The organism is Bradyrhizobium sp. IAR9, from assembly GCF_013408065.1.
GTDB lineage: Bacteria > Pseudomonadota > Alphaproteobacteria > Rhizobiales > Xanthobacteraceae > Bradyrhizobium.
The window spans coordinates 1033356-1054294 of sequence record NZ_JACBZW010000001.1; the positions used below are offsets into that span (position 1 = coordinate 1033356).

Annotated in this window: 21 protein-coding genes; 4 read left to right on the forward strand and 17 right to left on the reverse strand. The window is 64.7% G+C overall.

The genetic code is table 11. The features are described from left to right. Positions 1-99 precede the first annotated feature (99 nt). The 12 genes from GGD67_RS04895 to GGD67_RS04950 all read right to left on the reverse strand — a co-directional run bounded on the left by GGD67_RS04895 (position 100) and on the right by GGD67_RS04950 (position 9664). On the reverse strand, positions 100-1185 hold the full coding sequence (locus tag GGD67_RS04895) for a YeeE/YedE family protein (RefSeq protein ID WP_179731475.1): 1086 nt from the start codon (positions 1183-1185) through the stop codon (positions 100-102). Positions 1186-1291: 106 nt separating this feature from the next. After that, the gene (locus GGD67_RS04900; protein ID WP_179731201.1) at positions 1292-1735 is read right to left on the reverse strand and encodes a DsrE family protein; all 444 of its coding nucleotides are present in this window, start codon (positions 1733-1735) and stop codon (positions 1292-1294) included. Between the two features lie 8 nt (positions 1736-1743). Next, positions 1744-2649, reverse strand: coding sequence for an alpha/beta hydrolase (locus tag GGD67_RS04905; RefSeq protein ID WP_179731202.1), 906 nt, complete (start codon positions 2647-2649; stop codon positions 1744-1746). A gap of 14 nt (positions 2650-2663) precedes the next feature. Next, positions 2664-3128 carry a hypothetical protein gene (locus GGD67_RS04910; RefSeq protein WP_409411095.1) on the reverse strand — a complete coding sequence of 155 codons (465 nt, stop codon included), beginning with the start codon at positions 3126-3128 and terminating at the stop codon, positions 2664-2666. After that, on the reverse strand, positions 3125-3862 hold the full coding sequence (locus GGD67_RS04915; protein WP_179731204.1) for a cytochrome c: 738 nt from the start codon (positions 3860-3862) through the stop codon (positions 3125-3127). Before GGD67_RS04915 ends, GGD67_RS04910 begins: the two co-directional genes overlap by 4 nt. Then, complete coding sequence (soxC, locus tag GGD67_RS04920) at positions 3801-5063, reverse strand: sulfite dehydrogenase (RefSeq protein WP_179731206.1); 1263 nt, start codon at positions 5061-5063, stop codon at positions 3801-3803. Before soxC ends, GGD67_RS04915 begins: the two co-directional genes overlap by 62 nt. 6 nt (positions 5064-5069) lie before the next feature. Then, on the reverse strand, positions 5070-6761 hold the full coding sequence (gene soxB / locus GGD67_RS04925; RefSeq protein ID WP_179731208.1) for a thiosulfohydrolase SoxB: 1692 nt from the start codon (positions 6759-6761) through the stop codon (positions 5070-5072). Positions 6762-6788: 27 nt separating this feature from the next. Then, positions 6789-7610 carry a sulfur oxidation c-type cytochrome SoxA gene (soxA, locus tag GGD67_RS04930; protein ID WP_179731210.1) on the reverse strand — a complete coding sequence of 274 codons (822 nt, stop codon included), beginning with the start codon at positions 7608-7610 and terminating at the stop codon, positions 6789-6791. Between the two features lie 29 nt (positions 7611-7639). Then, complete coding sequence (gene soxZ, locus GGD67_RS04935; RefSeq protein WP_018316049.1) at positions 7640-7966, reverse strand: thiosulfate oxidation carrier complex protein SoxZ; 327 nt, start codon at positions 7964-7966, stop codon at positions 7640-7642. A gap of 18 nt (positions 7967-7984) precedes the next feature. Next, the gene (gene soxY, locus GGD67_RS04940) at positions 7985-8437 is read right to left on the reverse strand and encodes a thiosulfate oxidation carrier protein SoxY (RefSeq protein WP_179731212.1); all 453 of its coding nucleotides are present in this window, start codon (positions 8435-8437) and stop codon (positions 7985-7987) included. Between the two features lie 18 nt (positions 8438-8455). After that, on the reverse strand, positions 8456-8911 hold the full coding sequence (gene soxX, locus GGD67_RS04945) for a sulfur oxidation c-type cytochrome SoxX (protein ID WP_092261868.1): 456 nt from the start codon (positions 8909-8911) through the stop codon (positions 8456-8458). A gap of 129 nt (positions 8912-9040) precedes the next feature. After that, on the reverse strand, positions 9041-9664 hold the full coding sequence (locus tag GGD67_RS04950; protein WP_246790734.1) for a thioredoxin family protein: 624 nt from the start codon (positions 9662-9664) through the stop codon (positions 9041-9043). A 146-nt stretch (positions 9665-9810) separates the two neighbouring features. Between GGD67_RS04950 and GGD67_RS04955 the strand changes: the two genes are divergently transcribed. Next, entirely contained in the window at positions 9811-10425 is a 615-nt protein-coding gene (locus GGD67_RS04955) for a hypothetical protein (RefSeq protein ID WP_246790735.1), read from the forward strand. Between the two features lie 2 nt (positions 10426-10427). On the opposite strand, the gene GGD67_RS04960 is transcribed toward GGD67_RS04955, so the two are convergent. Then, positions 10428-11159 (reverse strand): cytochrome c biogenesis CcdA family protein, encoded by a 732-nt coding sequence (locus tag GGD67_RS04960; protein WP_018316044.1) that lies wholly within the window; start codon positions 11157-11159, stop codon positions 10428-10430. A 107-nt stretch (positions 11160-11266) separates the two neighbouring features. On the opposite strand from GGD67_RS04960, the gene GGD67_RS04965 reads away from it, so the two are divergent. The 3 genes from GGD67_RS04965 (at position 11267) to GGD67_RS04975 (ending at position 13178) form a co-directional block, all read left to right on the forward strand. Then, a complete protein-coding gene (locus tag GGD67_RS04965) occupies positions 11267-11638 on the forward strand; it encodes a thioredoxin (protein WP_179731215.1) in 372 nt (123 codons plus the stop codon). 35 nt (positions 11639-11673) lie between these two features. Beyond that, positions 11674-12024, forward strand: a complete 351-nt coding sequence (locus tag GGD67_RS04970) for a metalloregulator ArsR/SmtB family transcription factor (RefSeq protein WP_018316042.1) — start codon at positions 11674-11676, stop codon at positions 12022-12024. Between the two features lie 74 nt (positions 12025-12098). Then, the gene (locus GGD67_RS04975) at positions 12099-13178 is read left to right on the forward strand and encodes a YeeE/YedE family protein (RefSeq protein WP_018316041.1); all 1080 of its coding nucleotides are present in this window, start codon (positions 12099-12101) and stop codon (positions 13176-13178) included. Positions 13179-13944: 766 nt separating this feature from the next. Here GGD67_RS04975 and GGD67_RS04980 read toward each other — a convergent pair. From GGD67_RS04980 to GGD67_RS04995, 4 genes are all read right to left on the reverse strand, one after another. Then, complete coding sequence (locus GGD67_RS04980) at positions 13945-15264, reverse strand: DUF3422 domain-containing protein (protein WP_179731217.1); 1320 nt, start codon at positions 15262-15264, stop codon at positions 13945-13947. Positions 15265-15410: 146 nt separating this feature from the next. Continuing rightward, positions 15411-17723: a TonB-dependent receptor gene (locus tag GGD67_RS04985; RefSeq protein ID WP_179731219.1), complete on the reverse strand. Its 2313-nt coding sequence runs from the start codon at positions 17721-17723 to the stop codon at positions 15411-15413. Continuing rightward, entirely contained in the window at positions 17704-18783 is a 1080-nt protein-coding gene (locus tag GGD67_RS04990) for a HoxN/HupN/NixA family nickel/cobalt transporter (RefSeq protein WP_179731221.1), read from the reverse strand. The genes GGD67_RS04985 and GGD67_RS04990 overlap by 20 nt, the downstream gene beginning before the upstream one ends. A gap of 205 nt (positions 18784-18988) precedes the next feature. Beyond that, positions 18989-20914, reverse strand: coding sequence for a TonB-dependent siderophore receptor (locus GGD67_RS04995; RefSeq protein ID WP_246784206.1), 1926 nt, complete (start codon positions 20912-20914; stop codon positions 18989-18991). Between the last annotated feature and the right edge of the window lie 25 nt (positions 20915-20939).

Sequence of the window (20939 nt, forward strand, 5' to 3'; positions counted from 1 at the left end):
AGGTACGCAACTAAAATTCTGATCTACGCACCTCAGAAGCAAGCACGCGCATTCGCCAATGCGCTCGATGTTGTGCTTAGCAATGCGACAATGTTGATGTCAGCCGCTCGCGGCCGGCAAGCCCGTCGTCTGCTGCGGCACGCCGGCGCGGTCGACAAGCAGATCCGTGAGTCCCGCCCCCAGCCACATGCCGCCGAGCACGAGCCAGGCGGTGAGTGCGAATACGGAGGCACCGGTCACGCCGGCGCCGACCGCGCAGCCGCCGGCGAGCATCGCGCCAAACCCCATCAGCACCGCCCCTAACAGGTAGCGCCGCATGCCGAGCCCGCCCGAAAATCCCTCAAGCTTAAGTTCATGCGCGCGCGCCGCGGCCAGAAACGAGCCGAGGAATACGCCGGGGACGATGCCGAGGTCGAAGCCGAGCCGAAGCTGCGCGCTGTTGAGCACTAGCATCAGCAACTCGGCCGACGGTCCGCTGAAGGTGAGGCTCTTCAAGGTCACCGGCGCGAAGGAAGCCTGTGACAGCTGGTAGGTGAAGAGCCAGCCGGCGACGACGGCCGTTCCGGTCGCAATCGCGGCAAGGATCAGCCGGCGCGGCAACCGGCTGCGAAAGGCGAAGGCCAGCCCCGCAATCAGCCACAAACCTCCGAATGCAAGCTTCTCGGGCGTGCCGGCACCGAACATGGCCATGATGTCGCGCGACGGACCGCCATCGACCAGCCACAGGTTGGTCACCCATTCACGGGCGGGCGACAGCAGGCCGCGATAGGAGGCTTGCGCGGTCACCGCAAACACCAGCCCCGACAACAATGCCCGGAGATTGCCATTGGCCGAGAGCACCAGCAGCCGGCTGGCGCAGCCCCGCGCAAAAATCATCCCGCAACCGAACATCACACCGCCCAGGAGAGCGCCGGAGATGCTGCCCTGCTGCGCGAGCTGGCGCGCCTCGGATATGTCGAGCCAGCCGAGCGCGACCAGGCCTTGCGTACCCACCAGCGCCGCGGCAAAAGTCAGGAGCCAGACGGCAAGGCGCGGCCCGCCCTCGCCTCGGGAAAATTCGACCGCCGCGGCACGCAGACAGAAGCCGCTGCGCTGCGCGAAGAACCCGAACAGACCTCCGACCATGAGGCCGCCGAACGATGACAGCGGATCTTCACCCAAGAGATCGATGATCGGCGTCAGCACGTCCGCCTCGGCTGTTGCTGCGAGCATGCAATTCTAGCGATCGCGTCGTCGCGTCCCATGAGCCAGATCAAAGCTCGACGTCGCAGGATGCCGGAACACAGCGGCCTCAGGGGCGCAAATAGGCAAATCCCTGCTGTTGCAGCTCGACGAGCCGCACCACGCCGCCCTTCTCGGCCACCACGAAACCGGGCGTGAGATCGTCCAGCTTGACGCCCTGCGCCTTCATCGTATTGGCGCAGGCATCGAAGCCGACGCCGGCATCGACGAGCTTCGTCATCATCGCAACGGTGTGGTCCTGCGCCGCGAGCGCGTGGAAGGCACGCAGCGCCGGTCCGTGCAAGACCAGCCTGATGTCGGCCTTGCCGGGTCCACCGACGCCGTCGACATGGTTCTGCAGATTGCCCAGAACAAAGACGACACGATCGGCATCGGCCAGATGATAGACGACGCGCTGTCGCGCGGCCGTTTCCGTCGCCGCGGACGCCGGGCGCACCGCGAACGCACCAAACAGCCCGGCAAGGCTCGCGCCAAGCATGGATCGACGCTGCATGGTCCCTCCTATCGTGCCTGCTTGATGAACTCGGCGATTCGATCGGCAACGTCTTCCGCGAACAGGTCGCGGAAGAAATGATCGGCATCCTCGATCTTGTCGAGATGCACCCTGCCCCCGCTCGAACCGGCAAGCGACGTGAAGGCGGCCGCCACGTCGGGCACGACGGTGTCCTTGGTCGCGGCGAGCACCAGCACCGGCATCTTCACGCGCGCCACCAGCGCGGCCGTGTCCTGGCCGGCATCGGGACCGTAGAATGACGCAAAGGCCCGCGCGGAAACCACGGCATTGCGGCAATAGACGAAGCCCGGCACGTCCATCCACTCCCCGCCCCGGCCCGCCGCAACCGCTTTCGTCGCCAGCTCCAGAACCGGCTCGAGCGGCTTGCCATAGGTCTTGGCGTAGGAGGCGCGCAGATCGGCCTCGGCTTTTGCGGTCACCGGCGCCAGCAGCACCCCACCCGCCACCGGCGAAATCTCGTTCGCTGCAAGATACCGCGCCACCTGGTTGCCGCCGCGCGAATGGCCGAACGCGAAGACGAGCCGGGACATGCCCCTCGCCCGCGCGACCCAGGCGCCGATCTCCGCGACTGCATCCTCAACGACATAATCATGCCGTGCGGTACAGTCGTACATGCCTTTGCGGCGATCGAGCCCCAGCGACAGCGTATGGGCGAGCGAAGCGATGCCGCGCTGCTCAAGCGCCTTGGCAACGCCCTGAATGACCTCCATGTCCTTGTGCGCGAGCGTGCCGTGGGTCATTACGACGAGCGGCGTGTCCGGTGTCATCGCGGCTGGCGTGCGCAGTGTCGCGAGCGTGGTGCGGCCGTCGACCGACAGTTCGAGCTCCTGTTCAGCCGCATATGCGGACCCTGCGAACGCGAGCAAGACGGCCAGTCCTATCAACCATCGCATCAGCGGCTTTCTCCTCAGGGCCGGACAATCGTCCAGTTCTTCTCCGCCAAATCCATCAGCGCGGCAACCCCGACCTGTGTGACGCTGACGCCCTCAATCAGCGGCGGCCGCTTGTCCTCCTTCGCCGCCAGCGTCTCCAGCGTGTTGCCGCAAGCGATGAAGCTCACATTGGGCATCGATTTCAGGAAGTTCGCCAGGCGCTCCTTCACCGGCGAGCGGTCCTGAAGCAGCATGTCGACGCCGCCGTTGAAGGCGACCACTGCGATTTCGACGTCCTCGCCCTGTCCCGAATAATGCCGCGAGACATTGGCCGCAACATCGAGCACGGCGCGCATCTTGACCGGGTCGTCGTCGCTGATCTGCAGCGCGAGCCTGTGGGGTTCGGCCGCCTGGGCCACGGCCGGATGGATTACGATGAGCGAGCCAACAGCGAGAGCCGCATGCAGCACCGCGCGGCGGCTCGCCCGGCCGTGTCTCACTCCACGCCCCGCGACTTCTTCTCCTTGCCGTCCTCGGGCGTCACGTCGATGGCGGCAGCGCGCCCCGTAATCTTCACCGGGGCGATGCAATTCTTCATGCAGGGGTCTTTCTGCCAGAACGACTTCTCGCTGGTGGCGCGGTCGTCCATCACGAACCCCTGCTCGTTCGGCATCTTGATCGTCGCAAAGGTCTTCTTGTTCAGCTCGAAGTTTTGATCGGTGACGACGTCGTTCAGATAGAGGACGTAAGCGACCAGCGCATAATATTCATCGACGGACAGGGATCCCGTATTGCCATAAGGCATAGCGTGACGGACGTAGTCGAACACGGTGGACGCGTAGGGCCAGTACGAGCCGACCGTCTTGACCGGGTTGTCAGACGTCAGTGAGCCCTTGCCGCCGGCCAGCACCGGCCAGCGGCCGTTGCCCTCGCCGAACTCGCCGTGGCAGGACGAACAATTGTCCATGAACAGCTTTTCGCCCTGCATGGCCGTGCCCTTGCCGTCCGGCAATCCCTGGCCGTCGGGACGCACGTCGATATCCCAGCCGCGGATCTCGTCCGCGGTCGGCGCGCGGCCGATGTGATAGCGTGGACCGCTCTTGGCGTCCGCCTTCTGCTGCGCGAGCGCCGGCACGCTCAGCGCGCATGCGAGCAGCGCGGCTGCAGTGAACTTAAGCGACTTCGACATTCTCGACCTCACCATTGGCCTGCACATGCCAGGTCTGGATGCCATTGTTGTGATAGATGGAGTTGACGCCGCGGATCTTGCGCAGCTCCGCCTTGCTCGGCTGCAAATAGCCGGTTTCGTCCTGCACGCGCGATTGCAGCAGCAGCGGCTCACCGTTCCAGTCGAACTCGTAGTAAAAACGCGTCAGCGCCTTGTCGAGAACGGGCCCGTCGAGCCGCGCCGGCCACCAATTTCGGCCGCCGTCGAGTGACACGTCCACGCGCTTGACCTTGGCGTTGCCGCTCCAGGCCAGACCCGAGACGATGGTAAAGCCTTTGCCGTGCTTGATCGGCGCTTGCGGGCTCGGGCTCGTGATCACGGACTTGGCGTCCATCGACCAGGTGAAGCGGCGCGCCTTGCCGTTCGGCATGAGGTCCGTGTATTTCGACGTCTCCTCGCGGGTGTGCCAGGGTTGGTCGCCGACCTTGATGCGGCGCAGCCACTTGACCCAGAGATTGCCCTGCCAGCCCGGCACCACGAGCCGCATCGGATAGCCCTGCTCGGGATAGAGCGCCTCGCCGTTCATCTTGTAGGCGATGATGCAGTCGTCGAGCGCTTTCTCGATCGGCAGGCTGCGGTCCATCGCCGCCGCGTCGGCGCCTTCGACCAGCAGCCACCTGCCGCTCGCCTTGACGCCGGCTTCCTCCAGCAGGGTGCGCAGCGAGACGCCGGTGTACTGCACGCAGTGGATCATGCCGTGGGTGAACTGGCAGCCATTGAGCTGGGCGCCGCGCCATTCCATGCCCGAATTCGCCGCGCATTCCATGAAGTGGATGCGGTTGACGCGCGGATAGCGCTTCAACTCCTCCAGGGTGAGAATGAGCGGACGCTCGACCAGCCCGTGGATCATCAGGCGATGATCGGCCGGATCGATCTCGGCGATGCCGCCGTGATGCCGCTCGAAACAGAGGCCGTTCGGGGTGATGATGCCTTCGAGCTCATGCAGCGGCGTGAAACTCACCGAGGATTCGCGCGAGGCGGTCAGCCATTCGACGTCGCGCCGGACGACGTCCTTCTCGAATTTCGACGGCTTACCATACGGGCGCACCGCGACGCCCTCGCCGAGCGACTTGGTCCATTCCGGCACATTGGGCGGCTGGTTGGCGGGATTTCCGCCTGCGGCCGCCGGCCTTGCCAGCATCGAGGCTGCGACGCCGGCGCCGGCGGCCAGGAAGCTGCGACGGGATTGACTGTCCATCTTCGACATCGCTTCTTACGCTCCGGTAACTTTGACGGCCCGGTTGGGCTCGAGCCGAACGGTTTTCTGTCGCGTCAGGTAATTCGCGACGACGTCCCAGATCGGCGGCCCTTCGGTTCCTTCGTTGACGCTGGCCCAGCCGGCGACCTGATATTCCCTGGCGGGCTCGATCGGCGTGCCGGTCTTGAGGACCTGCATGTCGGAGATGCGCTGCCCCTGCGGCTTGGTGACGTCGATCGCGTAGGAAAGCCCGCCGATCCGCACCATGTCGCCGCCCTGCTGATAATAGGGGTCGACATTGAAGAGGTTATCGGCGACGTCCTCGATGATCTCCTTCAACCGCGAACCCGTCATGCCCATGCGGTAAACCGCCGGATACGTGATCGCGGTCGCGTTGGTGACGTCCTCGAAAGTGATGTCCTGTCCGGGCAGCACGCTGGTGCCCCAGCGGAAACCGGGCGAGAGTGCGATCTCGGCATCGCGCTCCTGCAGCAGCGCCTGGCAGATCAGGTCGTCGAACGTGCCGTTGAAATTGCCGCGCCGGTAGAGCAGCGAATCGGTCTTGCCAAGGACCTTCGACAGTTCGGACGCGAAAGGCTTGCGCACCTCGGTGATCTTTGCGGCCATCTCGGCATCCGCAGCGATCACATCGGAGAACAGGGGGATAAGCTTGTACCTGAAAGCCTTGACCTCGCCGTCGCGAACGTCGAGATCGAGCCGTGACACGAACTTGCCCGAGGAGCCGGACGCAATCAGCAGGGTCTTGCCGACCTTCACGGCCTCGGGCAGGGCGTCATGAGTGTGCCCGGTCAGGATGACGTCGATGCCCTTGACCCGGCTCGCGAGCTTGCGATCGACATCGAAACCGTTATGCGACAGCACCACGACAAGCTGTGCGCCGCCCTTGCGCGCCTTGTCGACCTGCGCCTGGACGTCCTCCTCGCGCACGCCGAACGACCAGTTCGGAATCATCCAGCGCGGATTGGCGACCGGTGTATAGGGGAAGGCTTGGCCGAGCACCGCGATCTTGACGCCGCCGCGCTCGATCATGGTCGAGCCCTCGAACGCCGCCTCGTTCCATTCGGTGTCGCGGATATTGAGGCCGAGGAACGGGAAGCCGAGGCCTTCGATGGCCTGCTTGACCCGCTCGGAGCCGTAGGTGAACTCCCAATGGCCGGTCATGGCGTCGGGCTTGAGCAGCGCCATGCAGTCGATCATGTCCTGGCCGCGCGTCTTCAGTGACGACCATGAGCCCTGCCAGGTGTCGCCGCCGTCGAGCAGCGCGACCTTGTCGCCGCGCTCGGCACGGATCGCCTTGATCACGGTCGCGGCGCGGTCGAGGCCGCCGATCCGGCCATAGCTCTTGGCGAGCGCCTCGAAATCCTCCGAGCTCAGGGCATAAGCCGCCGACGAGCCGGGCGCGATGCCGAAGCGGGCGAGAAACTCCTTGCCGGTGACGTGCGGCGGAAGGCCCTTGGCCTCGCCCACGCCGAGATTGGTCGAGGGCTCGCGGAAATAGAGCGGCATCAGCTGACCGTGGATATCGGTCACATGCACCAGCGTGACGTTGCCGAGCGGCTCGAAGGCCAACAATTCCTTTTCGGTCAAGCGCTGCTGGGCGAACGCACGGGTCAGGCTGGAGCCCACACCGGTCGAAAGTCCCGCCGTTGCCGCGGCAACCTGAATGAACTCGCGGCGAGAGATCATGCGCAACACTCCTGCAAGCTCAACGTTTCAGTTGCGCACCGATGGCGTCTCGACCGGAAGGCCGATGCCGCGCCAGGCCACATAGAGCTCGAGCGCGAGGAACTCGTCCGATAGCGGCTTGAACGGCTCGGCGCGCACGTCGAACATGCAGCCTTCGAATCGCTCATGCAGTGGCACCAGGCGCTGGTCGCGCAGCCGATAGGTCGGAAAACCGTTGGTCTGGCCCTGGCTCAGGAAGTCCGCGCGCATGAACTTGCCGTTGTTGCGCTCGTGGCAGGACTCGCAGGCGAGATCGAGTTGGCCGTAGCGCGTGTAATAGATCTGCTTGCCGCGCTCGAACCAGGGCGACATCGGCCCGTCGGTCTTCACCGAGACTTTCATGCCGTGCGATTGGTAGCGCACGAAGGCTGTCATGTCGGTCAGCTCACGGGATTTGAATTTCCAGGGCTCGGCCTTCATGTGCTCGCTGCGGCAGATGTTGATGCGCTGTTCGAGATTGACCGGCTTCTTCAGCTTGTCGTCCCATTTCGGCATGGCGGCGCCGACGCCCTTCATGCTGGTCTCGGCCTCGCCGTGACAGCTCATGCAGGACTTGCCCTCGCTGCCCTCGACCTTCTTCCAGACGTCAGCCGCGCGCTCCACGGCGAGGAAGCCCGGATTTTCGAGATCGTCGTCCTGCAACGCGCGGGTCTCCTTGCTGCGAAATTCGTAGCCGGAGATGATGGTCTTGAAGACGTGGCCGGGCGGAGCCGCGATGCCCTTGCGCTCAGCGTCCTCGGCGACCGCGAGCGTCGCAACCGACGCGGCGGCCGCGACCAGAGCGGCCAACCCAACATATCGTCGCGCCATTGCGTGCCTCCCTCAATGCGCGATGCGCATTATGCCTTGAGCGCAATCTTCTCTTCAGCCGTGATCACCGTGCCATCGTCGTCCGTCCAGGAGAACTTGAACGTGCCGGCTTCGTCGACCCGCGCGTCGAACTGGACGTAGGGATTGGCCGAGATCGCAGGCTCGAGCGCGCAGGAGAACACCGGCTTTCCGTTGAACTCGCAGGCGAACTTGTTGATGATCTTGCGCGGAATGGCCTTGCCCTGCGCGTCCTTGCGCTGGCCGGATTCCATGACATGCGAGACCAGGGTCTTGATCTGGATTACCTCGCCTTTGGCCGCTTCCTTGGGAAGCTTGATGCGCGGTTTGTCTGCCATTGTTCCTCTCCTGACGCCCTAGCCGCCGCAGCCGCCGATGGTGACCTTGACGGTCTTCTGCTCCATGAACAGCGAACCGTCACTCATCTTCGCGACCGCAATCACGTTCTGCGTGGTCGCAAGCCGGATCCGGATCGAAGCTTCCGCCTTGCCCGACAGCGGCGTAAACGACAGCGTCGCCACGCCCGCATTGGGGTTGCCGTCGGCGATGATCAGAACGTCTTTCACATAGGCGTCTGTCGTCATCGGGCTCTCGATGTTGATCGAGAGCGGCACGGTGTTGCCGTTCTCCGCGATCTCCGGCAGGTCGAGCGCGATCTTGCCCTTGGCAGGCTGCTTGCCGCCGGTGAACGCCTCGATCCACTTCGCCGCATCGCCCGTCACCTCGGCATCGGCTGCGATGGGCATCAGCGTCAGCATGACGAAGCCGCCCCCGAGCGCAAATGCCTGCCTTCGATTGATGGCTCTCATTCCTGATCCTCCTCGCCGTCAGTTCAGCGTCTTGAGAAAAGCGATGACGTCCTCGACCTGCGCGGCCGTCAAAATGGACTTGCCGACGAACTCCGGGCGCACCCGGCTGAGGCCATCATTCCGGAAGAACGCCGGCATGACGGTGTCGGTGAAGATGCGCTTGGGGTCGGCGATGATGAGGCGCAATTGCTCCTCGGTGTAGCGGCCGGCCACGCCGTCCAGGGATGGACCGAACTCGCCGTGGAAATCCTCGGACTTCAGGCTGGTGACCTGGTGGCAGGCCAGGCAATTGCCGAGCGTGCGCGTCAGAAACACCTTCTTGCCGGCGGCGGCATTACCGGGCGCGCCGGTCAGGGATTTCGGCAAGGAGTCGTTGACGATATCGAGCCTGATCGGCTCCTTGTTCGGATCTTGCGCCAGAGCGCTTCCGGCCGACAGACAAAGTGCAAACGCAGCTGCAAGCGAGCGCCGCATGTTCCCTACCCTCGGATCGCGGGGTGACGCCCGCTCTTGGTCACGACGGACTCACAGTCCATCAAATTCAGTTATTATGATATGTTCATATAAACGCCGGCGTCAAGCGGAATTCGACGGCGTTCCGCATCAGCCGTTCGCGGCCAGAAAATCCCGGAACGAGCCGCGCTCGTAAGCGCGCTCCCGCACGAAACGAAACATCGCCAGGAAGTGCGGCGGCTTGAGATAACCGGGAGCCCGCGCCACCTCGCGCGCCATTGCATCCTTTGTTTCGAGGCCATCGGCGGATGGTGGAAAGAACTGAAAGGTCGGCGTGAACCGGATCCCGTATTTCTGGGCGAGCTCTTTCTCTGTTAATTCCTGGCGGTCGAAGTCCGTCACCTTGCGCGCGCCGATCAGGTTGAGCTGCAACACCTCGAAATTGTCGCGGATATAGCTGGCGATGCCGGCATCGGCGAAGTTCACAAGATGCGTCTCGCGGCAATAGGGGCAGCCGCGCAGCTCCCACATGATGGCAAGCCGCTTGCCGCCGGCCGCAGCGCCCTCCAGATCCTCGCGCAGATCGAGGAAGCTCTGCAGAAACCAGGGCTCGTGATAGAGCCCGTCTTCTCCGACGGCGGCCTCGGCCGCCGCCGCGCCGCGGCCGGCCAACGCCGCGCCTGCAGCGAATGCGAGGACGCCGCGTCGCGTCGGCTTGCGAAGCGACGTCGGGGTTTCGTGCCTCGGAAGGTCTTGCGCGTTGCTCATTTTCATTATGATATTCGAATACACGAATGTGACAAGGAGATCCGATCTTGCGCTGCACCATCGTGCTGCTGGCATGGCTGGCCTCGAACGCGCTCGCGCTCGGCGCGGAAGCCGATAGACCTGCGGATTTCGCATCGGCGATGGCGCCTATCATGGCCAATCTGCGCACCGCCGTGAGCTATGCGCGCACTGGAAATTTCGCACTGGCGCAGATCGAGACGGACGAAGCGGTCGCCGGGTGGAAGCGGCTTGTGCCGAGCACATCCGGTCCCCCGCCCGCTTATGCGCCGGCCGAATTGACGCGATTTCTCGACGGAGGTCGCGAGAGACTCACGGCGATCACGGGCGCGCTGGACCGCGGAGACAATGTCGCCGCCGGCCGCGAGTTGCTTGCGGTTCGGCAGGCTTTTCACGCGCTCAGGCGTCACGCGGGCCTGTACGATCTCGGCGATTGCATCTTCGAGATCGCGCCCGCCATGGAAGCGTTGCGTATCGCCGCCACCAGGTACGGCGAACAGCCGGCATCGGCGAATGCCGAGGACACCGTCGCCGCCGCGAGCGCGTTCCGCGATCGGCTTCAACGCTGTAACGAATGGGCAAACAGCGAGATCGCCGCCCAAGGTGAATTCCGCCGCCTGATCGACGGCGCAATCGCCAGCAGCGGCGAGATCGCTCATGCCGCGATGGCGGGCGACGGCCCCCTCGTGCATCGTTACCTCATCGAACTGCAATCCTTTGCCCAGTTGCTCGACTTCCGTTACGGCTAGCCTCAGCCGATGCTGGTCAATGCAGGAAAATGCTCGAGCAGCCATTCGGAGACCACGGGCATCAATCCGGTCAGGAACATCAGACCCGTCGCGACCAGGAATACGCCCATCGTCTTCTCGATCAGACCGAGATGCCGGCGCACACGGCCGAGCGCGGCAATGAAGCGACCGGTGAAGGCCGCCGCGACCAGGAAGGGAATGCCGGTCCCGACCGAATAGGCGAGGAGCAGCAGTGCGCCCCGTCCGGTCGTGTCCTCCGATCCCGCCATCAGCAGGACGGCGGCGAGGATGGGGCCGGCACAGGGCGTCCAGCCAAACGCAAAGGCCAGACCCATGACGAAAGCCCCCGCCACGCCGGCCGGGCGGTTGTCGACCTGCACGGTCGCGCTGCGATAGAGCAGCGGAATCCGAAGGAGCCCCAGGAAATGCAGCCCCATGACGATAATCAGCCCGCCGGCGACGATGCCGAGCGTCGACAGGTGCGCGGAAATGAAGCGTCCCGCGATCGAGGCGGTCGAGCCGAGCGCGACGAACACCAGCGAAAAGCCCGCCACGAAGGCCAGCGCGGAGATCAGGATCCGCGGCCGCAGATCCGGCCTGTCGCCGGACAGATCCGTGACCGAGACGCCGGCCATGTAGCACAGGAAGGGCGGCACCAGGGGCAGGATGCAGGGCGACAGGAACGACAATAGGCCCGCGACGAAGGCCGCACCCAGCGTAACGTCCAAGGTCATTTCCGCCCCATCCCTAGCACATATACGAATTTAATGATATAAAGCGCCGATCGACGTTTGGAAAGCAAGTCCTTCACGAGGAAGTCTGCAAAGGCCGGTTACGCAGCATGAATAGAATCATCGTTTTGCTCGCGCTCGCCGTCGGGCTCACGCTGCCCGCGACGGCATCGCGCGCCGCCGAGCTCGTCATGTTCGAGCGCGCCGGCTGCGCCTGGTGCGCGCGCTTCAACGCCGAGATCGCCCCGATCTACGGCAAGACCGACGAAAGCCGGGCTGCACCACTGCGCCGGGTCGACCTGAACAGCCCCCTTCCCGCCGATCTCGCCGGAATCGATCCGGGTCCCTTCACGCCGACCTTCGTCGTGGTACAAGGGGGCCGTGAGATCGGGCGCATTCGCGGCTATCCCGGCGATGCCTTCTTCTTCGGCCTGTTGGACCGAATCCTGTCAAACACGGGATCGGAACCCGGGAGGTCGTGACCATCTTACGGATTTTCTGAGAGGAACTTGACGCGATGCCGTTGCCAAAGCTGAAGGATATCGAGGGCTCCGCCGAACTCGAGCAGATGATCGAGAAGGCGCGCGAGGCCAGCGACATGCTCAAGGCGCTGTCGCACGAGTCCCGATTGCTGCTGCTCTGCATCCTCGCCGAGGGCGAGAAGTCCGTGACCGAGCTCGAGCAGTTCCTTGGCGAGCGCCAATCGACCGTCTCCCAGCAGCTCGCGCGGTTGCGGCTCGATCGACTGGTGACGACCCGCCGCGACGGCAAGACGATCTACTACAGTCTCGCCAGCGAGGACGTCCGCAAGATTCTCACCGCCGTTTACGACGTGTTCTGCGAGCCGGTTCGCCGGCGCCGCCGGTAGTTCTCCACGCTGGATTTTCGCGCCCCACCGGCGCAGACTACCCGCAAGGCAGAACCAAAAACGAAGCGGGAGGAATGCTGAGCCCTTCGACCATAGCGTTCGCATGCGGGCTTGCCGCCGGTGCCGTGCTCGGCGTTGCCGGCCGCGCGGGTCGTTTCTGTACGCTGGCGATGCTCGAGGACGCATTCTTCGGATCGGATTTTCGTCGGCTGAAATCCTTCGCGCTGGCCGCGGCAGTCGCCCTGCTCGCGACCCAGGCGCTCGCCGCGTTCGGCATTGTCGATCTGTCGCGGTCGATCTACCTCACGGCGTCGATCGGACTTGGCGGTGCGATCATCGGCGGGCTGATGTTCGGCGTCGGCATGGCGCTGGTCGGCACCTGCGGCTTCGGTACGCTGGTGCGCGTTGGCGGCGGCGATCTGCGCGCCATCGTGGTCTTTCTCGTGCTCGGCCTGTCGGCGCTCGCGACCATGCGCGGCATCACCGGCATGCTGCGCCTGATGCTGATCGAGCCGTTGTCGTTGCGGCTACCCGAGGGAAGCACCCAGACCTTGACGTCGCTGCTCGGCGCAGGCAGCGCGATGCGCGCGATCCTCGTCGTGGCGATGTCCGCCGCGCTCGCCTTCTGGGCCCTTGCAGATGGCAGGCTGATCCGGTCGCCGCGGCTGCTGGCCTCCGGCATTGCCGTCGGCGCCGCGATTGCGTTCGGCTGGTTTGCCACCGGATGGCTTGCCGACGACGAGTTCGACCCCGTGCGGGTCTCCTCGCTCAGCTTCGTGGCACCGCTTGGTGACGCCATTCTCTACGTCGCCACCTTCTCCGGCGCGCGGCTCAATTTCGGCATCGGCTCGGTTGCCGGCGTCGTCGCAGGCTCGTTTGCCGCCGCGATGCTCGCGCGCGGCTTCCGCTGGGAAGCGTGCGACGACGCACGCGAGTTGAAGCGTCACATGATCGGCGCGCTGCTGATGGGCATCGGCGGCATCATGTCGATGGGCTGCACCATCGGTCAGGGCCTCAGCGCGCTGTCGACGCTCGCGGTTTCGGCCCCCGTCACGATGTTGGCCATCGCCTGCGGCGCGCGCCTTGGGCTCGAGTTCACGATGACCGGCGAGTGGCTGCCGGCCGTTCGCAGACTGTTCGGGGTCTCGACCTGACGAATTCGCCTCAAGCCGGGCGACGACGGTGAGTTGGTGACGGACATGCCTTCGCAGCCTCGCGGCGCAATTCGCCCGAGCTTTGCTTCGTCTCGCTACCCTCTAAGGCCAAGAGGGCGCAGGGAAGGCCGGGTGCTGGCTCGCACCCGCGGTCCGCTGCGCGAAAAGCACACGCAGAAAGAACCGCACAGCAGCATACAGGTGGTGCCGATCACTCGGCCTTCCCTGCGCGATGGTTGGACGGCTTATGCCGTGATCTCCCGGGAGCCGACCATTCCTTCTGGCCTCCCTCGCCCCGCGAATTTGGATGATGCAGTCTGCCCGGTTGGGCTCGCTCGCATCTCCGCGAAAGGCTTGACCGTAGCAACGACGGCCAGGACCACACGGTTTTGCCGTACGCGCGTTCGCTGGTCACCACATTATCTCCCGGCCTTGTCGACGTTGCCGGAAGAATGTGGCGAGACGAACTGAACAGCGCCGCTCATCCGCACGAAGCCTCGGGCTCACAGGGACTACCCGCCCTGCCCGCGCCTCTCGTGCCGACGCTGCCGCGTCCACCGCAGACCCGGCTCGCGACAGTGACGACACATAGTCGCCCCTCTTGGGTGAGCCGGGATGGGCAACACATACGCCGAAACCGAATTTCGGTAAAGTGGAATATTTTTAGCGAAGCGGATTGACAGAGGGCGACACAGGCTCGGCCCCGGAGCCCGAGCGTAGCGACATCCCGGATCGGCGCGGGAGCGCAAGGGCCTCGTTTGCGCCCTCAGTCGTGAGCGCCGGACATTTCGTCGTGCTTCAAGTGCCGCCTGCGGATGTTGCGGGTGACGATCCAGACCACCGCCACGGCAACCGGCACGAAGATCGCGGTTGCCAGCGAAGGCTCGACATGCAGGCCGCCGTCATGGGCACCCTTGGCGAGGTAGCCGAACAGGCTGACGACGTAATAGCCGATGGCCGCCACCGACAAGCCTTCGACCGTGCTCTGTAGCCTCAATTGCAACCGGGTGCGCTCATCCATCGAGCGTAGCAGATCGCGGTTCTGCTCCTCGAGCTCGACATCGACGCGTGTGCGCAACAGATCGGCCGCGCGCGCGAGCTTGATCGACAGATCGGCCTGCCGGTCCTCCATCGTCGCGCAGGTGCGCATCGCAGGTGCCATGCGGCGGGCGAGGAAGGAGGACCAGGTCGGATAGCCCGCGATCTCGCCGCCTTCGATCACGGCGAGGCGCGCCTGCACGATATCGTTGTAGGCGCGGCTCGCGCCGAACCGAAACGAGCTGCCGGCAGCTCCCCTTTCGAGCGAAGCCGCCAATGCGGTCAGTTCCGTCAGGAGATGGTTGTTGAGCTTGAGATCCTCGGCGCCCTGCATCTCCTCGCGCACTTCGACGAGCCGCCTACCGATATGATCGACAGCGGGCGCAAGCTCGAGCGCGGCGGGCAGACCAAGCAGCGCCAGCGTGCGATAGGTCTCGATCTCCAGCACACGCTGCACGAGGGCGCCGAGCCGGCCGGGCGAGAGGCCGTCGTTGCAAACGAGAATGCGGACGAAGCCCTGATCGTCCGTGCGAAAGTCGGATGCAACGACGGCAGGTCCGCTGCGGACCGCGGCAATGGCGAGACTGCCTCTCTCGAACAGCTGCTGCGCACGCTCCAGCGCCGCCGAAGTCTGCTCGACCTCGAGCTTGACGGCGACCAGCAATTGGCCGGATTGGCGCAGAGACCGGATCAACGCGGCCGACTCTTCACCGATCTCGCCGAACCGGCGCGCGGGCGTCTGCGGGCTGCTCAGGATCCAGGTGAAGGTGCTGAACTCCGAGTGTTGCTCCCAGCGGAGCTGGGTGTCACCGATCATCACCTGATGATGCTTGGTTCCGGCGTCCGGCGGCGCCTGGCCGTGCGACATGCAGAATGCCACGAAGCTCTGCCGGTCCGCCTCGGCGACCTCGCCTTGGCCGAGAAAGGCAAAGCGCAGCACCGTGACCGGCGCTGTCAGCCGGGTGAATGGGCGGGCATGCACCTCGGCCAGCACCGCACCACGCTGCGGGTGCAGTTCGAAGTCGGCGAGATCGAGGTCACGGTTCATCGACGGTCCCCCTGCTGGGCTTTCAGGCCGCGATATGTCGCCAACCTCGCCGTTCACTACCACAACAAACCTCGCCTGCAACGCATCGCGCGTTGCGGGACCATTTTTTCGCGCGGAGACTCTCGCGGCCCATGGCCTGCCGCGACCTAGAACGTCCCGGCGATGGTAAGACGGAACGTCAACGGCTCCACGGGGTGCAGCACGTAGTCCATCACGCCGTTCTGACAGACTGAAGTTGGCGCAGTGCCCGATATGCAGAGGTTGTAAAGCGTATCGGTCTTGAGCAGCGAGCCATAGGCATAGCTGATCTGGTTCGCCCTCGTGTTGAAGAGGTTCAGCACGTCGAGCTGAAGGTGCCAGCCATTGTCGATGCGATAGCCGACGCGGCCGTTGAAAATGCTGGTCGCAGAGGAACGGAATGCGTTGTCCTCCGTCAGCGGGCTCGACGCCAGATAGCGCCAGCGCAAGGTTCCGAACCAGCCGGTCCTCTCGCCCAGCGTGACGCCTGCCGATGCCACCATCGCCGGCGAGTTCGGAATGTAGTTGCCGGGCGCGTTGCCGATCTGCGCCTCGGGATAGCCGGCGAGCGAGGCATAGACGTCCGCCTGCTCGCTGTCATAGCCGCGGAAGCGTGCATGAGTCATTGCGAGATCGGCGTCGATGTCGATCCAGGACGTCGGTCGGTAGTGGTTGGTCCATTCGAAGCCGTAGCGTCGGCTGGCGCGGGTTGCCGACGTGTCCCCGGCATCGCCGGAGAACAGGATCTCGGAATCCTGATCCAGCATGAAGACGCTGAGCGAGGTGTCGAGGCCGGGAACGATCCTGCTGCGCACGCCGACCTCTGCACCCCTGGTGCGCACCAGGAGCGGCGATGGCGTCAGCCTCGTCGCGGGATCGCTGGGATCCTCCGTCGTGGTCGCGCCGCGGGCGTCGTTGGAGTGCATGCCGTAGCCGGCGCCGAAGAAGAATTCGGTCTGGTTGAACGGGCCGAGCACCATCCTGAATTTCGGGCTGCCGAGTACGGCGTCGGTGCGGCCGGAGTTGTTGGCATTGAACCGCGAGGTGACGTCGGCGGCATAATAGTCGCCGCGCCAGCCCACCGTCGTCCTGAGCCAGTCGGTCCAGCGCACCGTATTGTCGGCATAGATGCCGACGCTCCCCTCGCCGACCTTGTCGCTGCGAATGTTGGCAAGGAAGCCGCGCTGGAAAGTGTTGGTGAGCGCGAGATCGATCGCATCATAGCGCGACTGCAGGCCAAAGCTGGTCTGCATCGGCAAGCCCGCCAGCGAGCCGTTCAGCGTGCGCGAAATGTTGGCGCCCGCCATCAGGCGATCGTCGTGCTGGTGGAACTGGTCGCCGAGCACGGGATCGCTGAGGAAGTAGGTGAAATTGTTGAAGAGGTCGAGCTGGCTCTTCACGACATAGGCGTTGGCTTTCCAGGAGCCGAAATCGTCGCTCTGCGCGATGCGGCCCGAGAGCGCGAAACGGTTGGTGTTGCCGCCGTCGCTTGGATCTTCCGAGCCGAAGCGATCGAGAAAGCCGGATGCGATCGCGCGCTGCGGGACCTGGTCCGTCGAATTCCATTTGTTGGCGTAAGCCATGCCGGTGATGGAGACCCCGTCGGTCGCGGTGCCCTGGCTGAAGCGCACGAGGCCGTTGAGCTTTCGCACATTGTCCGGGTTGTCCCACGGGCCGTTGTAGGTCCCGATCTCGCCGGCCACGAGCAAGGAGCCGTCACCGACCTTCGCAGAGTCCATGCCGAGCAGACGGCGATAGCCGAAGCTGCCGGCGGTCAGCTGCGCTATTCCCCTGGTGCGGTCGATCAGACCGATATGGACGCTGCCGGCCGAGGCGAAATCGCCTTCGTCGGCGAAGTACGGCCCCTTGCGCGCGTCCACTGCGGCGATGGTTTCCGGGATCAGCCAGTTGAGATCGGCATAGCCCTGGCCGTGCGCGTGGGTGCGCATGTTCACGGGGACGCCGTCGACGGTGATGGCAAGGTCTGTGCCGTGGTCGAGATTATAGCCGCGCAGGAAATACTGGTTGGCTTTGCCCTCGCCGGAATGCTGCGTCACGATGAGACCCGGCACGGCTTCGAGCGCTTCGCCCGGCCGCGTGAAAGGGCGTGCATTGATCTCCTCGCCCGAGACGGAGATCTCGCTGGCCATGCCAAGCTGACCCTTTGCACCCGAGGCGACGCTGCGCACATCCGACGCTTGCGCCGCTGCCGGATACGCGGGGATGCGGTGGTCGGCCGGGGACGGCTTGCCGGCCCGGCGCGATGCGACCGGCTTCTTGCGCCCCGCCGTCTCGCCGCCGCCGACCTGGATTGCCGGCAGCTCGCGTGAGGTGTTTTCGCCCTGGGCGAAAGCGCGGCCGTCATCCGCGAGCAGAACCAGGGCCGAGAGTGCCGTCAGCGCGCCGCCGCCACGAAAGGGCTCATGCCGCTTCGGTCGCATCGGCGCATGCCAGAGCTTTCGTCGCGGCCCGGTGCCGGCCGTCCGCAAGGATGCGGCGATAGAGCACGACCGAGACGACCCAGGCGATTGCAAACAGCGCGATCACGGCAAAGCCGACATTGGCGAGCGACTCGTTGAGGCCCTCGACCAGCGTCCACATCCCTCCGGACAAGTCGAGCCGGTCGGCGATCAGCCCGAGCGCCTCGATACCGCCGATGAACAGCGCGACCGCCACGGAGGCGCCGGTGATCGTTAGGTTGTACCAGAGCTTTCGCAAGGGATCGACGAAGGCCCATCGATAGGCGCTCACCATCAGTGCGGAGTCGGCGGTATCGACCAGCGCCATGCCCGACGCGAACAGTGCAGGGAAAACCAGCACGTCGGCGACCGACGCGCCGCGCGCGGCTTCGGTTGCTGAGATGCTGAGCAGGCCGATCTCGGTCGCCGTGTCGAAGCCCAGCCCGAACAGGAAGCCGAGCGGATACATGTGCCAGGGTTTCGTGACCAGGCGGAACAGCGGTCCGAGCAGTCGCGCGAGGAAGCCGCGGTTGGCGAGCAGCGTCTCAAGACCTTCGGCGTCGTGAACGCCCTGCTCCCGCGCCGCACGAAACGTCCGCCACAGGCCGGCGAAGATGACGAGATTGATGGCCGCGATCACGAGCAGGAACAGCGCCGACACCGACGTGCCGATGAGGCCGCCGATCTCCTTGAGCAGACTGTCGCCGCCCAGGCTCACCACACCGAGCGCGAGCAATATGGTCGCGACCACGACGACGGTGGAATGGCCGAGCGCAAAATAGAGGCCGACGCTGTGCGGCGCGCCACCCGCCTGCATCAACTTGCGCACGACGTTGTCGATGGCGGCGATGTGGTCGGCATCGACGGCGTGGCGCAGACCGAACACCCAGGCCAGCAGCGCAGTCGCAAGCACCGTCGGCCGGTCGCCGAACAGCGCGAAGGCCCAGGCCCATGCGGCGATGTTGGCGGCGATCAGCCCCCCGAACAGCACCACCGGTCCGGGCTCGACCGCCCGCAGAGTCCGCCTCACCGCCTGCTCCATCCACCTGATCCCGCAGTATGACGTTTATCAAGAACCCTCATACTGGCAAGAGCAAGAGCCGCGCCACTTTTCGGCCTGGCGGCCGAAAGGGCCCACCGAGACGGAAGTCACCTCGTTGATTCAATGGAGACTTTTTTAGTCCGGCGCATCACGGCGCCGGAGCGGAATGCTGGGCTGCGTTTCACGCGAGCGAAATGCGCAACGATCACATGTCCACGGTCATCGACAGGAGATATGTGCGCGGTGCTCCCAGGAAGAACGTTCCGAACGAAGCCACGCTGGACCAGTAACTCTCACCGGTCACGTTCTGGATGTTTGCGCGGAAAACCGTCTTCTTGCCATTGATCGCGGTGGTGTAGCGAGCGCCGAGGTCGAGCCGCGTCCACTCGGGAATCGGCTGCTTGTTCGCGGCGTCGACGAACTGCCTGCCCGTGTAGATCACGGCTCCATTCACGGTGAGCTCTCTCATCCACGGGAGGTCCCACTCCGCGCCGATATTGGCCTGTATGTTCGGAACGCCGATCGGCGTGTTGCCCACATTGGCCGCGACGGCGGTCTTGGTCAGGGTGCCGTCCAGCAGCGAAACGCCTCCGAGGATACGAACATCCGGCGTGAGCTCGCCGGAGACGTTGAATTCGAGCCCGCGGACTCGTTGCTCGCCTGTCGCCGCGAAGCGCCCGGCGGACAGCTCGCCGCTCGCCTTCGATATCTCGAACGCGCTGAAGGTGGTTGCAATCCGGCCAAAATCCACCTTGATGCCGGCCTCGTACTGCTTGGCGACGTAAGGCTGCAGCACTTCGCCGAAATTGGACGCGTTCTGAGGAGCCACGTCGCCCCGGGCGAGACCTTCGACGTAGTTCGCGTACAGGGAAATATTGTCCACGGGCCGGACGACGAGGCCGACCACAGGGGTGACCGCGCTCTTGTCATAGGACGACGTCAGTGTCCCGACGTTGGAGAGGTAGTTGTGCGCCTCGATGCCCTGGCGCCGGACGCCCAAAGTCAACAGGACGCGCTCATCGAGCACGGACAAGGTGTCGGCAATCGAGAGCCCGGTAAGCTCGCTGTCCGAGAGCCGGGGACGGTCGCTGATCTCGTTCGCGAACTGCGTCGGCGCGACGGTCGGACTGTAGATGTTCGAGGTGACCAGACTGCCATTGGTGAGCCGCCGGTGCAGCGCGTCGTGATAGACCGAGGCCTGGAAGGCGACGGCATGGTGGACGAAGCCGGTATCGAAGCGGGCGCGAACACCGCCATCATATGTAGTTCGATCGATGCTGAGGCCGAAGTACTGGGGCGTTGAGGTCGTATTGCCGCTCGTGCTGACGATGGTCGGAAGACCGAAGAACCGCTCGACGTTGGTCTTGGAGCCGCCGACATCCGCGAACAGCGTGACCTGCTCGGTGAGATCGTACTCGGTCCGCAGCAAGGCGGACTGGTCGTTGATGCGCGACCATTCCCAGGGCTGGGTCACGTTCAGCTTGCCGTCCGGCGCCTTCGGCACCTGCAGGCCGGGAGCCATCAGAAAGGGACGTGACGGCGCGTCGAACCGATCGGTCTGGGCGATGAGATAGAGCCAGGACCTGAACCGTTCGCCTTGATAGTCGAGCGCCAGCGATCCGACACCTGTCGTCTCGGATTGGCGATTGATGGGCGTGTCGCCGCCGCGGACGCTTCCGCTGGCGCGTACGCCCCATTCCTTGCCATCGCCGTAGCGCCTCGCAACATCCCAGTGACCGCCGAAACGTGCGGTCGAGCCGTAGCTCGCGGTCAAGCGGGTCAAATCCTCTTCCGCGCGCTTGGGCACGACATTGATGACGCCGCCAACGCCGCCATTGGGCGCCATGCCCGAGAGCGCGGCCGAGGGACCCTTGAGCACTTCGATGCGCTCGACGTAGTCCGTGAAGATCCGATATGTCGGCGCGATTCCGTAAAGGCCCTCGAAGGCGAACTCACCGTTATTGCCTTCGTTGATCGGAAAGCCGCGTATGTTGAAGGAATCGACGATACCGCCGGTCGGGTGGGAACTTCGCACGGAGGGATCGAGGATCAGGGCATCCGCACCCGTTGCCGCCTGCTGATCCCGAATGAGCTTGTCCGTGTAGCTCGTCACGCTGAACGGCGACTTCATGGTGTTGGTATTTCCGAGCATCCCC

Coding starts and splice junctions, on each gene's coding strand:
- GGD67_RS04970 (WP_018316042.1), top strand. CDS start 11,674: ATGCCGTTGCCAAAGCTGAAGGATATCGAGGGCTCCGCCGAACTCGAG.
- GGD67_RS04980 (WP_179731217.1), bottom strand. CDS start 15,264: ATGAACCGTGACCTCGATCTCGCCGACTTCGAACTGCACCCGCAGCGT.
- soxZ (WP_018316049.1), bottom strand. CDS start 7,966: ATGGCAGACAAACCGCGCATCAAGCTTCCCAAGGAAGCGGCCAAAGGC.
- GGD67_RS04905 (WP_179731202.1), bottom strand. CDS start 2,649: ATGCGATGGTTGATAGGACTGGCCGTCTTGCTCGCGTTCGCAGGGTCC.
- soxY (WP_179731212.1), bottom strand. CDS start 8,437: ATGAGAGCCATCAATCGAAGGCAGGCATTTGCGCTCGGGGGCGGCTTC.
- GGD67_RS04995 (WP_246784206.1), bottom strand. CDS start 20,914: ATGAAGTCGCCGTTCAGCGTGACGAGCTACACGGACAAGCTCATTCGG.
- GGD67_RS04975 (WP_018316041.1), top strand. CDS start 12,099: ATGCTGAGCCCTTCGACCATAGCGTTCGCATGCGGGCTTGCCGCCGGT.
- GGD67_RS04985 (WP_179731219.1), bottom strand. CDS start 17,723: ATGCGACCGAAGCGGCATGAGCCCTTTCGTGGCGGCGGCGCGCTGACG.
- GGD67_RS04990 (WP_179731221.1), bottom strand. CDS start 18,783: ATGGAGCAGGCGGTGAGGCGGACTCTGCGGGCGGTCGAGCCCGGACCG.
- GGD67_RS04915 (WP_179731204.1), bottom strand. CDS start 3,862: ATGGCATCCAGACCTGGCATGTGCAGGCCAATGGTGAGGTCGAGAATG.
- GGD67_RS04965 (WP_179731215.1), top strand. CDS start 11,267: ATGAATAGAATCATCGTTTTGCTCGCGCTCGCCGTCGGGCTCACGCTG.
- soxB (WP_179731208.1), bottom strand. CDS start 6,761: ATGATCTCTCGCCGCGAGTTCATTCAGGTTGCCGCGGCAACGGCGGGA.
- GGD67_RS04955 (WP_246790735.1), top strand. CDS start 9,811: ATGGCCAATCTGCGCACCGCCGTGAGCTATGCGCGCACTGGAAATTTC.
- soxA (WP_179731210.1), bottom strand. CDS start 7,610: ATGGCGCGACGATATGTTGGGTTGGCCGCTCTGGTCGCGGCCGCCGCG.
- GGD67_RS04900 (WP_179731201.1), bottom strand. CDS start 1,735: ATGCAGCGTCGATCCATGCTTGGCGCGAGCCTTGCCGGGCTGTTTGGT.
- soxX (WP_092261868.1), bottom strand. CDS start 8,911: ATGCGGCGCTCGCTTGCAGCTGCGTTTGCACTTTGTCTGTCGGCCGGA.
- GGD67_RS04950 (WP_246790734.1), bottom strand. CDS start 9,664: ATGAAAATGAGCAACGCGCAAGACCTTCCGAGGCACGAAACCCCGACG.
- soxC (WP_179731206.1), bottom strand. CDS start 5,063: ATGTCGAAGATGGACAGTCAATCCCGTCGCAGCTTCCTGGCCGCCGGC.
- GGD67_RS04960 (WP_018316044.1), bottom strand. CDS start 11,159: ATGACCTTGGACGTTACGCTGGGTGCGGCCTTCGTCGCGGGCCTATTG.